Source organism: Chryseobacterium sp. MIQD13, assembly GCF_050496705.1.
Taxonomy (GTDB): domain Bacteria; phylum Bacteroidota; class Bacteroidia; order Flavobacteriales; family Weeksellaceae; genus Chryseobacterium.
Genome location: NZ_JBNWAF010000004.1, coordinates 440,136 through 452,215, shown reverse-complemented (window position 1 = coordinate 452,215; position 12,080 = coordinate 440,136). Strand labels below are relative to the sequence as shown.

At 35.6% G+C, this 12,080-nt stretch carries 9 protein-coding genes; 4 read left to right on the top strand and 5 right to left on the bottom strand.

Annotated elements, in window-relative coordinates; translation table 11 throughout:
• Positions 1 to 393 precede the first annotated feature (393 nt).
• The gene (locus ACQWU4_RS18980) at positions 394 to 1,608 is read right to left on the bottom strand and encodes a type IX secretion system plug protein domain-containing protein (RefSeq protein ID WP_429937312.1); all 1,215 of its coding nucleotides are present in this window, start codon (positions 1,606 to 1,608) and stop codon (positions 394 to 396) included.
• Positions 1,609 to 2,470: 862 nt separating this feature from the next.
• Here ACQWU4_RS18980 and ACQWU4_RS18975 point away from each other — a divergent pair.
• Positions 2,471 to 3,109, top strand: coding sequence for an MBL fold metallo-hydrolase (locus ACQWU4_RS18975; protein WP_429937311.1), 639 nt, complete (start codon positions 2,471 to 2,473; stop codon positions 3,107 to 3,109).
• A 118-nt stretch (positions 3,110 to 3,227) separates the two neighbouring features.
• Here ACQWU4_RS18975 and ACQWU4_RS18970 read toward each other — a convergent pair whose 3' ends face one another.
• The 3 genes from ACQWU4_RS18970 to ACQWU4_RS18960 are packed head-to-tail and all read right to left on the bottom strand — an operon-like array spanning position 3,228 to position 8,434.
• On the bottom strand, positions 3,228 to 5,705 hold the full coding sequence (locus tag ACQWU4_RS18970) for a TonB-dependent receptor (RefSeq protein WP_429937310.1): 2,478 nt from the start codon (positions 5,703 to 5,705) through the stop codon (positions 3,228 to 3,230).
• Between the two features lie 18 nt (positions 5,706 to 5,723).
• Entirely contained in the window at positions 5,724 to 7,202 is a 1,479-nt protein-coding gene (locus ACQWU4_RS18965) for a trehalase family glycosidase (RefSeq protein ID WP_429937309.1), read from the bottom strand.
• A 2-nt stretch (positions 7,203 to 7,204) separates the two neighbouring features.
• The gene (locus ACQWU4_RS18960) at positions 7,205 to 8,434 is read right to left on the bottom strand and encodes an MFS transporter (protein ID WP_429937308.1); all 1,230 of its coding nucleotides are present in this window, start codon (positions 8,432 to 8,434) and stop codon (positions 7,205 to 7,207) included.
• A gap of 123 nt (positions 8,435 to 8,557) precedes the next feature.
• Here ACQWU4_RS18960 and ACQWU4_RS18955 point away from each other — a divergent pair, with 123 nt between their 5' ends.
• Positions 8,558 to 9,421 (top strand): AraC family transcriptional regulator, encoded by an 864-nt coding sequence (locus tag ACQWU4_RS18955; RefSeq protein WP_429937307.1) that lies wholly within the window; start codon positions 8,558 to 8,560, stop codon positions 9,419 to 9,421.
• A gap of 391 nt (positions 9,422 to 9,812) precedes the next feature.
• Complete coding sequence (locus ACQWU4_RS18950) at positions 9,813 to 10,664, top strand: hypothetical protein (RefSeq protein WP_429937306.1); 852 nt, start codon at positions 9,813 to 9,815, stop codon at positions 10,662 to 10,664.
• 69 nt (positions 10,665 to 10,733) lie between these two features.
• On the opposite strand, the gene ACQWU4_RS18945 is transcribed toward ACQWU4_RS18950, so the two are convergent.
• Positions 10,734 to 11,288 (bottom strand): thioredoxin family protein, encoded by a 555-nt coding sequence (locus ACQWU4_RS18945; protein WP_429937305.1) that lies wholly within the window; start codon positions 11,286 to 11,288, stop codon positions 10,734 to 10,736.
• Between the two features lie 154 nt (positions 11,289 to 11,442).
• Between ACQWU4_RS18945 and ACQWU4_RS18940 the strand changes: the two genes are divergently transcribed.
• Positions 11,443 to 12,039 (top strand): TetR/AcrR family transcriptional regulator, encoded by a 597-nt coding sequence (locus ACQWU4_RS18940; protein WP_429937304.1) that lies wholly within the window; start codon positions 11,443 to 11,445, stop codon positions 12,037 to 12,039.
• The last annotated feature ends 41 nt before the right edge of the window (positions 12,040 to 12,080 follow it).

Genomic DNA, 12,080 nt, shown 5'->3' with positions numbered 1-12,080 from the left:
AAAATTTTGTTTAATGTTTAACGAATTTATACCTTTTTTGCAAAAAAGCAACGAAATAGATAAATAAAACTCAAAAAATAAATAGAACAATTGTTTTAAATTTAAAATATTTTTAAAAACAATGTAATTAATTGAAAATATTTTTATTTCTATAAAAATTATAGACTAATAATTTTTATATAATTCAACATTTTATGAAATATTTTTTTCAATATGCATAGCATAACACATGATTATCCTGGAAATTCGTTGCTTTTCTTTCAAATTATTTATTCATCATAGTTTCAAAAAAAAACCATCCCTTACGAGATGGTTTTCTATATAATATTTTATTCTATGTAGTTTACTAATCTATGAGTATTTTTATAAGAAAAGAGTTAAGTTCATTCAAAATTATTTCCCAATAGGAGTTCTGAATTCACCATATCCCATCAGTCCGTCATAATTTCGCCCAAAAGGAGCATAATATAAAAATGCCTGATACAGATTTTCTGTCTGCCAGAAATTACCGTTTATCTCTCCAAAATTCAGAGACCCGTTACTTTCTTTAGTGGCAAGGATATAGTTGTAGAAACCTTGTTTCAGAAATATTCTGGCTACATATTTTTTTCCTGCAGCATCGTACTGCATTTGATTTTCTTTACTTGGCTTAAAATTATTAAAACCTCCCAGTACATAAATTTCTTTATCCACAGGATCAGAATCCAGAGAAAAATATACCCATGAATAATCAGCTTCTCTTTCTGCATTTCTTTCCAGTCCCAGATCGTTTCTTCTGTAGTACCATGCTCCGTTTACATCCGGCTGGTATTGGTAATTCAGAGGAAAAGCCCATACCGGATGAAGATAAGTCTGGTTGATGCCATCCTTCAATTCCGTTGCTCTCACCATATCTGCGGCCATATTCATGTTCTTATTATCAAAATAATAGAATTCATTATTTCCGGGAAATGTTAAGTTCATTTGCTGAAAAAGCAGTTGGTTTCCTAAGGTTGCGCTTGGTTTCATATTATTAACCACCACATTAGGATTGTTGTTCTGCATAACGTTTAAAGTCATAGAATTGACATTAGAAGAAAGGTCCCCTGCTTTTGAAGCGGCTTTTACTTCTACCCTTTGGTTAATATTGGGATTTTTGGCATCTGCGATCCTTGAAATATTTAAAGCAATATTTGCCGCATCCTCTACCAGATAAAAACGCTTTTTAAAAAGAGGTCTGTCAGCTGAATCTTTATAAACGATCAGCTCAAAATTTCCCGAAATTTTCGGTTGTATCTTATCGTTCGGAAATGTAAGCTTATAATGGGTATAAGGCTGCAGGGTATTAAAAGAATACTGAAACTGATCCAAAAGTCCGTTTAAACTTCCATTGGCAATCTCTGTAAAAAACAGGTTATCATCATTCCAGTTTCTGTCGTAATGCTTGATTGTATACCTGTATATTTCACTGGCATTGGTAAGATCGTCAAAGCTTAAAACCAGCTGTTCACCAAATTTGATAACAGGCGTTTCATCATTCGTCTGCGGGTTGAATAATTGGATGCTTTGGATATTCTGTCCAAAAACCAGTCCGCCCAAAGAAAGTAAAAATATTCGCAAAGTTTTCATTATGACGAAGATAGCGAAAAATCAATTTTAAACCATAGAAGATGTGAAAGTTTTAGCAGAAATAAGTAACTTCAGAAGTAAAGACCTAATAAGAAGGAGACAGGAAATACCAACAATTATTCGGTTGATTTATTATACCTTTCACTACTGAAGAGACACAACATTTAAGTAATTAATTTTATGAGAAAAATATTTGATAGTAGTTATTTCTTTCCTGTCGTTTGTTTATTATTAATTGTAGCGTATTTTTTCGAATATATCTTCTCCGGTATTATACCTAATATAATTACATTATTAATATTAGAGTTTATTTATAATTTTGCAGTCCTATTTATCTGTATAAATTATGTCTCAAAAAGTAAATATTTTAAAGAAAATGTATGGATAAAACCTAAAGCAGGAATGTATACTCTAATAGTATTAATCGGCATATTTACAATCAAAACAGTTTATGATCTTTTTAATAAATTGCTTTAATAATGTAGTAATTCTTCCAAAAAAGAACTTAAAAATAAAGAAATGTATATTATAGAATTTATTATTGTTCAGATATATTGTGTGTTTTATCTCAGATATTTGTTTAAAAATAAAATTACATCAGGATCTGTTTCTGCGTTTGGGGCAATTTTATTACTGGAGTTATTAGCTATATATAATTTATGGGTACACCAATCAATTTTAGAAAATTTATATAATTATATATTCTAAACAGCAGAATGACAAGAAATAAAATATAGTTTTATATATCATTCTGAGCAAAGTCAAAGAATCTTTTATTATTAAATATTTCAATTAAAAAACAGCTCAAATATTTTAAGACAGAACTTTTGTAACTAAATTTGTCTCCATAAAATATTACAATATGCTTCAGATTCAAGGCTTCGTATTCAATTTTGCCAGCGAAAATACCTATATCCTTTACAACGAAAATAAAAATGCCTGGCTGATAGATCCGGGAAATATGAACGAGCAGGAAACCACAGCCATAGAAAGCTTTATTTCTGAAAACGGCCTGAAGATCGGGAAGATCCTTCTTACCCATGCTCATATTGATCATGTTCTGGGTTTACAGTGGGCTTTCGATACTTTTAAAGTTCCCGTTTATATGCATCAGGACGATCAGGAAGTACTGGATATGCTTCAGGCAAGCGGAATGAGATTTGGCTTCTCTGTTGATCCTGTAAAAGTAGATACTCTATATATCAATGAAGGTGAAGTACTTGATCTGGACGGAGAAAAGTTTAAAATCTACCATGTTCCGGGACACTCTCCGGGAAGTGTGGTATATCATAATGAAGAGCAAAAATTCATGGTCTCAGGTGATGTCCTTTTCGAAGGAAGCATTGGCAGAACCGATCTTTATAAGGGAAATCATGAACAGCTGATCAACGGTATTACAAATAAGCTTTTTATACTGGACGACGAGACGCAGGTTTTCTCCGGTCATGGCAATCCCACAACGATAGGTTTTGAGAAACAGTATAATCCTTTTTTCAAGTAGATTTCAGAAGGGTTTGAGATTTCCGAGTTTGGGTGTACATTATGATCCCGACTTATACTAAAAGCAAAACCGCCAGAAAAGATCTCTGACGGTTTTTATGAAGAAAATATAAGTAGTATTAAAAATCTAATGTGATAGAAGCTCTTGCAGCTGCTCCCATAATTGGTCTTGCCATTCTGATATTTGTACCTGCCGTAGTCTGGGATCTTGGATCACCTTCTGTAATTCCGATGGTGTTAAAGATATTGGTTCCGTCTACCGCAAAACGTATTTTACCTAACTGGTAAGACATTCCGGCTCCAACTTCCGTGAATGAAGGCAGGATATTATCATCCGTATTTCCTTCGTTCTGGAAACGTTTTCCGTAATAGTTCATGCTTACATATGCTCTCCATTGCTTTGTAATGTTTACAGCCGGAGAAATATTGAAGTAGAACTTAGGCATTCTTCTTACAGTATTATCACTATAATCAACAATTACATTTGTTTTAATTCCATTCACCTCTATTACCTGCGTTACTGCAAAATCTTTGTATTTCGGATTTTGGATGGTTCCGTTGAATGTTACTTCAAGGATGTTATTGAATAATCTTGTATATCCTTCAATCTCTACCCCGAAATTGGTGGTATTTGCAAATTTATTTTCCGAAGTTCCGTCCGAGAATACGTCAGTAAACGAAAGGTTTTTAAGTGTAGAATAGAAAGGAATAATTCCGATATCGAAAGTACGTGAGTAATATTTATATCCCACCTCAAGCTGATTGGTGCCAACAGGTTTAATTGCACTCAGATCTGCCATATTGTTGTAATATGCCTCTTCATTAGGAGATCTGAACCCGTGGGAGAAACGTGCATAAACTGCGTTTTCTCTGTTGATTTTATAATTGGCAGCCAATGTATATGAAACCTTATCTACATCATAGTTCCAGTAGGTATACTTGTTCCCAAGTACCGCCATATTGTCATCTGCTGTTGTTGTTTCAAAACCATGAGTTCCATCAGTAGTTAAGCCTGAGTTGTTAAGATTTCCGGTTGTTGTATTAACTCCGTATCCCTTATAAAAATCACGGCTGTAACGAATTCCTCCATTGAAACTAAGAGCATCTGTAATATTATAGTCTAAGTTTAAATAAAGATCATTAAGGCTTCCCTGAATTTGTGAATCTCTGATCAGGAAAGACATATCTGTAACACCATTATAAGTTTTGGAATATCCTATATCAGTTGGGTCCATTGAAGGGTTCACCAGGTTCAAAAGCTGTGGTCTGTCAGAAGCTGTTGTTAAAATATTACTCCAGTTCCAGTATTGATGGGATTTCCAGTTTGATTTGTAGAAACCTGCCGTTACATTTCCTTTATCAAATTTATAATTGAACTGAAGGTCATTCACAAAATTATTCATCTGCTTGTCAATAGCCCAGAACCCTAATTTCTGTACATATTGAGGATTCACTATAGCACCGCTGCCCACCTGAGAATACTGATAATCGCTCATTGCTAAGCCACCATCTTTAACAGGTTTAGTTGCAAAATCAGAAGCCAGTTTAGGAGCTCCCGCCGGGAACATTCCCGTATACTCCATATTGATATTGGTATATCTTGTTTTGTTTAAAACACTGAAATTATTTCCAAGATCATATTTAAATTCTGCACCTACTACATCAACTTTAGGATGAATTCCGTTTTCAAGGTCTCTCTTGAAAAATCCTCCGCCGGCCTGTGGAATATTAAGCTGGCTGACAGCTCTGTAACTATAGGTTCCGTAATTGGCATCAAAACCAGGGAATTCTTTCAGATCGTTTCCGTCCTGTAATAAAGGAATCGGCAGATAGAATGTATTCCTGTCATCCAGTTTTTTGTAGTATATTTTAGCATATCCTTTATCAAAAACATACTTCAGGTTCATTCTGATCTGTCCTCCGTTGTTGGCTCTGAAACCAGTCTTTCTTATTCCGCTATCTGTTCTGTAGAATCCGCCAACGTTAAAGAAAAGTTTATCCTGAACCAAAGCACCCCCCACATTCATATCTGTACGCATTAAGCCATAGGTACTCGTTTCCAGCTTGGCAGTTCCTTTAAAGTCATTACTTCCTTCTTTAGAAATAAAGTTGATCAAACCACCTGGAGAATTATTGGCATAAATAGATCCGGAACCTCCTCTTAAAGCTTCCAGGCGGCTTACCGTATTATCTACACGGAAAAAGTTATCTGCATTCGCAAACTGAAGCGCACCATCTTCAAAAACCGGAAGACCGTCTTCCTGTACCTGCACGAATTCATAAGCACCTGCAGAAGGAATACCTCTTGCAAAAAGGTTGTTTCCTACTTCACCACCTGAAGTTTCCACAGCAAACCCGGGAACTCTCTGTAACAATGCAGCAGCACTGATTGGATTCTGTTTCTGGATTTCTTTTGCCGTAAATGTAGAAATAGCCGTACTGGATTCTATTTTCTTCTTCGGTCCGGAGTTTCCGGTGATAACGATCTGGTCTATAGAAGATGTTTTGATGGAATCCTGTGGAGTTTCCTGAGCATACGCATTGTTAAAATAAAGCGTAGCGGTGGCGGCCATTAAAAATATCGATCTTTTTTTCATAGCATGATTTTTATATAGTTAGTTTTGTTTTAATTTGAGATAGACCCCATTTGTCCATCCGAATCCGTCCTGATTCGGATATTCCCCGCCTCCTGCAATTGTTTCTGTGTCTAATGCATTATATTTTTCCATTAATTTTCCGGTGTTGCTGTATACTCTTTCCACATTTCCGCACCAGTTATTTTTTATTTCCTCAGCAAGCTTATCAAAGCCATAGTTTTTCATTGCTTTGAATCCTAGCCACTGATAAGGAGCCCATGCATTCGGAAGATCCCACTGCTGGCCGCTGTTTTTTGTAGTGGTTACAAGCCCTCCCTGATAAAGAAACTTTTCAGCAATAATTTTTGCTACGGATTCTGCCTGTTTGTTATCCGCCAATCCCAGAAATAAAGGGTAAAGAGCAGCAATATGTTCAGACGGTGTGTTTGTGTGTTTTTTTAAGTGATAATCTTTGTAACATTCAGTATTTTCATCCCAAAAGTATGTGTTGATCATCTGTCTTCGTTTTGCTGCTCTTTCAGAGAAATAATTTTCCTTATCTTTTATATTCTGAAACGCTGAAGATTTTGCCAGAGTTTTTTCCAAATGCCATAAAAGGCAGTTCAGATCTACTTCTGCAATATTCAGTGTTTCTATGGTCTGTATGTGTTCGCCGTCTGCAAACCATCTGCTGGAAAAATCCCAGCCGGATTCGCAGGCGCTTCTTATATTTCTGTAAAATTCGTTTCCTGCATTTTCGCTGTCCTCAATATCAATCAGGTAGCTTTCAGGGCGTGGTGCATTTTCTGCGTCATAATAACGGTTCAGAACATCCCCGTTTTTTGTTTTTACTACTCTTTTTACACTGGAATCATTGTCCAGCCATTCTTCCCCATTCATCCAGAAAACATATTCTTTCTCTAAAGTGTCATAGTATCGAGTATAAATTTTTTCATCGTTTGTGGTTTCAAAAAGAAGTTCCAGCATCAGTGAAAAGTATGGTGGCTGCGAACGGCTCAGGAAATGAGTTCTGCTTGCGTTGGGCACAAAGCCTACATTCTGGATTAAATAAGAACAATTTTCTACAATATTTTCCATCATTTCCGTTCTGCCGGAAACCTGTAGCCCAAGCATGATAAAATAGCTGTCCCAGTAGAAAAACTCATTAAAACGGCCTCCGGGCACAACATATGGTTTCGGAAGTTTCAGCAGTGTTCCTTTTTCTTCATAGGCAGTACGGGTCAATTCGTCCCAAAGCTTTTCGATATGCTCTTCAATAGGCAGCTGATCCTGTCTCTGGATTGATATCTTTGCACCCAGGAAATCAAAATTTGCCATTACAAAATCTTTCAGATCAAATCCTTCACTTCCTTTCTTCTTTTCATATTCCGCATTGATTTCCGAGACAGGAAACATAGGAACGGCATCGGTCATCATCTTCTGGTCTTCAAAGATCTGTGCTCTCTGTACCTCATCAAAAAGAGCCTGAATTTCGTTTATGTAAAGCTGCTTATTCATTATTATTTCTTAGGATTTATTTTTAATTTATTCATGAAAATGGCCGAAATAATCAGCAGGGAAAGCGGTATCAGAGAAAGATAAAATGCCTGCTGACCACTGAACTCCTGGAATACAAAGCCTGTAATCATAGAACCTATTGTACCTCCGATTGCAGAGAAAACTACGATAAGCCCTGACATTGCACTGTGTAAATATTTCGGAATGGATGCCAGAATAACAGAATTGATGCTTGGATAAATTGGTGCCAGCAAACCGCCCATCAACGGAAATAAATACACTACTAGCGGAGCATTAAACCATCCTGTTCCTTCATTGATCTGAATATTATGGGTTAAAGGCAAGACCAAAAGTATACTTACTGCAAAACCTATTACACAGAAGGAAACCACATAGATCCAGCTGAATTTTTTGGAGAAAAAGCCTGATAAAAATCTTCCCAGAGCAAAAGCTCCTGCCAGAACTGCCCCGGCCTGAATACTCATGGAAGTGGGAAGCTTTAAAATTTCTTTATAAAAAGTAGGAGTCCACGTCTGGAAACTCTGCTCTACTAATACAAAAAGGAAGGCACACAAAAGGAAAAACAGTACTTTTTTGTAGCTGAATAAGCTGATGCTGTTTTTCAGATCTCCCAGTAAATCTGTTTTCTCGCTTCTGGCTTCTTTTTCATTTAATTTTGAAAAGAATAAAAACAGGAATGACAGGGTAGAAAGTGTTCCCAGCACCCAGTATACATTCATCCATTGGGTAGATTTCGGGTTGTGATCATCAATAAATAAACTGAAAAGTACATTTCCTGCCAGTACTCCGATCATAAAAAAACCTTCCAGGAATCCCATAAAACTTGAATGTTCCTTATCTGTTTCCGTAACAAGGCCAATAGAAGTGAAAACCGAGATTTTTATTAAGGCAAATGAGATTCCTACAATGGCAAATAACAGTTTAAAAAACCAGAAATCACTGGTAAAAGGCATTACAAAACACATACAGCTTACCAGAAAAAGAGCAACCAGCATGGAGTTTTTAATCCCGATCTTTGGCAGAAATGATGCCAGAATAAAGGAACATATGGCGATCGGAAGATCTTTAAAACCTTCCAGAACACTGGCAGAGGATTTTGAGATCCCGAAGTTTTGCTGTACCTGCAAAATAACCGTGCCCACAGAATTCAAAAGAATCGCGAAAACGAAATAATTTAAAAACAATACAGTTTTAATGTTGAAATTTTTCATGGAGATCATTTCTTGGCGGCTAAGATAGAAGCATTTCACTTAACATTAATTTAACACAATAAATCAATATTTGAACTATATTAATATAATTAGTATTTTTATTGCATAAATACGATTAATGAGATGAAAGTTAGTTTTGAAAGAATAATTCCGAATGAAAAGAGCTCTTTTCGTACACTGCACAATAATTCCCCCATCTCCGAATTCAAATGGGAATATCATTATCATCCCGAAATTGAATTGGTATGTGTCATTTCAGGGAACGGAACCCGCCACGTGGGTTATCATAAGAGTAATTATACAAACGGAGATCTCGTTTTGATAGGTTCGAATATTCCGCATTCCGGTTTCGGATTAAATTCTACAGATCCGCATGAGGAGATTGTGCTTCAGTTCAAAGAAGAGATTCTTCAGTTTCCACAACAGGAAGTGGAAGCCAGATCCATCAAAAATCTGCTGGAACTTTCTAAATATGGAATACATTTTCATCATAAAATTAAAAAGCTAATGCTTCCAAAGCTGAAACTGATGCTGGAATCGGAAGGCTATAAAAGATATCTGATCCTCCTTGAAATTTTATTTGAACTTTCAAAATGTAATGATTATGATCTTCTGAATAAAGAAATTATGCCTTATACCATTATTTCAAAGAATAAAACAAGGCTGGAGAATATTTTCACATACGTGGAACATCATTATGACAAGGAGATCAATATTGAAGATGTTGCCAAACTGGCTAATCTTACTCTTCCTGCTTTCTGTAATTTTTTTAAAAAGGCAACCCAGATTACTTTTACAGAATTCGTGAACCGGTACCGGATCAATAAGGCGTGTCTGCTGATGGTTCAGGATAAAAGCATCTCAGAATGCAGCTATAGCTGTGGTTTCAACAATGTAACTTATTTCAACAGGATGTTTAAAAAATATACCGAGAGAACTCCTTCTGAATTTATAAAAAATCATTCCCATAATAAAATTGCTATCTAAAAATAATTGAAAAGGCATCCTGTATCATATGCTTTCAAGCTTCTTTCAATAACTTTTTTCAGATAATAGAGTTGATAATTTTCATCCGGATTATCTCTAACAGCAGCTTCTTTACATATTCCGTTTATTCAATAATCCCCCACACTTCATTCACTACATAATGATTTAATTATCAATGCGTTAAAGTTTTAATTTTATTATTTTTTTGCTTACCTTTGTCATAGAAAAACACAATAGAAAATTATATTAATCCGCATTCCACTGCAAAATGAGTAACTAGGTATACAAACTCTCTTTTCAAAATTAGCTTGGCAAAGTCTTTTTTGAACAATCAGTATTGATATACCTGAATGTAGAATTTGTATTAATAAATATTCTAAAAATTATCACGATGAGAAAAATTATTATTTTATCAACAGTACTGTTGTTTAATACTATTGTACCCGGCCAAACCGGAATAAATACAAGCACTCCTTCTGCAAGTTTGGATATTGTAAGCAAAGGAAATACCAGTGCAACAAAAGCCCTGGAGATCAATAATTCGAGTGCAAAAGAAATGGTAACAGTATTAAACAATGGAAATGTAGGAATTGGGGAAACAGCTCCAACTGCTACACTACAGATTACCAATACCACAAGTACAGCTTTAAGAATTGTAAATGGGACGCAAGGGGCAGGAAAAGTGCTTACATCTGATTCATCTGGCAATACATCCTGGGTAAATCCTGCTTTAATAGCAATATCAGGAAATCTACCTTCATCAACAGTAAGTTTTTCATCTTACGGTCCCGGGAATCCGCCTAATATTTCTTTGTATACTGGCGGTACAATTGTATTACCTGCAGGAAAATGGCTCGTTACTTTTGGATCGGTAGCATCCTTAGGTCAAAATGATAGAATTAATACCAGTGATGCCCAATTATGGTGTACCGGATATTTAACAGATTCTTCTACCATCAGTACGGCAACAACAGATTACATTTCTGCATATACGGGACAGAGGGGTTCCGGAGGTTCAATAGGAAGAGGGATGAACAGAACGATGGTAGCAGGCTCTATTGCTATAAATAATACAAGCGGAGCAAACAAAACCTATTATTTATGGGCTAATCAGGAGCTTGAAGCATATCCCGGAGGTCCTACTTTTATTAATGTAAATGCAAGTGGAACTGCAGGATATTGGATTAATCTTTTTGGTGTCGGAAACTGGGAAAGATATTTTTATGCAATACCAATTCAATAATAAGCAAATGCTTCAAATATTAAATATCTGAGATAAAAAAAGCGGTCTGTAATGTAGACCGCTTTTTTATTATTTCCATTTAATGTTGCATCCCATACTTGGTCTTTGAATCTCCTCCTGTGGTTCTCCCAGCAAAAGGTTTTCAAAAGCAATGATAAGATCTTCTCCGGTTACATCTTTATTATTCCCCGGTCTTGAATCATCCATCTGTCCTCTGTAGATCAGATCTAATTTATCATCAAAGAAATAGAAATCCGGAGTACATGCTGCATTATAAGCTTTAGCTACCGCCTGGCTTTCATCGTAGAGATATGGGAAATCAAATTTTCTTTCAATCTGGAATTCGATCATTTTTTCAGGTGCATCAGCCGGATATTTTCCTACATCATTGGCATTGATTGCAATGAATTCAATTCCTTTATCATTATAATCTTCATATAATTCATTGATTTTATCAATTACATGAAGAACAAACGGACAGTGGTTGCACATAAAGATCACCAGAGTTCCTTTTTCTCCTTTCAGGTCATCCAGAGACTGGATCTCGTTTGTTTTTGAAGGGTTCGGAAGCTCAAAAAAAGGAGCCTTTGTTCCTAGAGCCAGCATATTTGAGGGAGTATTCATATCCTTTATTTCTTTATCCGCAAAGATAAAATTTCTTTTAATATAAGCCTATCTGCGAATTTATAAACTTGCGTTAAATGTTAATTATCAAATATTATTTGGAAGATATGTTCAAAAGTTTGTAGTTTTGCTAACACTGTTAGTAAATAATAACATGGGCCTACATGAACGTCGTCAACGAGAAAAAGAATCCATACGTGCAAATATTTTGCAGGCGGCTTTCGGTTTGGCTAAAACAGAGGGTTGGGCTTCACTTTCCATGCGGAAGATTGCAGATGCTATTGAGTACAGCGCTCCCGTAGTTTATGATTATTTTGAAAACAAGGAAGCAATTTTATATGAAATTTCTGTGAATGGTTTTCACTGTCTTCATATAGAATTACTGAAAGCTCAGAGAAAATTTGACACTCCGGAAGAACAGCTTATTGCCATAGTAGATGCTTACTGGAATTTTGCTTTTAAGAATAAAGAATACTATCAGCTGATGTTCGGTTTGGGAATGCAGTGCAGCGGAAAGGGCCAGATGAAAGAAGAATTCTCATCATTCCAGGATCTTATTTATGAATGTACCTATAACATTATCAAGAAGAACGGATCAAATACGGAGAATGCGTGTCATATGTCTCATGCTTTGTTTTCAGCAGTACATGGACTGATCTCTATTATGATGATGAGAAATACGGATATTCCTTCTACGATGAACAAAACGACTTTGGACGAAACGGTTTCAGCATTCGTTAAGTCTTTGTAAATTTTTTTTGAACCAAAAATTAACACCGTTAGGAAAAATAA

Coding starts and splice junctions, on each gene's coding strand:
- ACQWU4_RS18980 (WP_429937312.1), bottom strand. CDS start 1,608: ATGAAAACTTTGCGAATATTTTTACTTTCTTTGGGCGGACTGGTTTTT.
- ACQWU4_RS18975 (WP_429937311.1), top strand. CDS start 2,471: ATGCTTCAGATTCAAGGCTTCGTATTCAATTTTGCCAGCGAAAATACC.
- ACQWU4_RS18970 (WP_429937310.1), bottom strand. CDS start 5,705: ATGAAAAAAAGATCGATATTTTTAATGGCCGCCACCGCTACGCTTTAT.
- ACQWU4_RS18965 (WP_429937309.1), bottom strand. CDS start 7,202: ATGAATAAGCAGCTTTACATAAACGAAATTCAGGCTCTTTTTGATGAG.
- ACQWU4_RS18960 (WP_429937308.1), bottom strand. CDS start 8,434: ATGAAAAATTTCAACATTAAAACTGTATTGTTTTTAAATTATTTCGTT.
- ACQWU4_RS18955 (WP_429937307.1), top strand. CDS start 8,558: ATGAAAGTTAGTTTTGAAAGAATAATTCCGAATGAAAAGAGCTCTTTT.
- ACQWU4_RS18950 (WP_429937306.1), top strand. CDS start 9,813: ATGAGAAAAATTATTATTTTATCAACAGTACTGTTGTTTAATACTATT.
- ACQWU4_RS18945 (WP_429937305.1), bottom strand. CDS start 11,288: ATGAATACTCCCTCAAATATGCTGGCTCTAGGAACAAAGGCTCCTTTT.
- ACQWU4_RS18940 (WP_429937304.1), top strand. CDS start 11,443: ATGGGCCTACATGAACGTCGTCAACGAGAAAAAGAATCCATACGTGCA.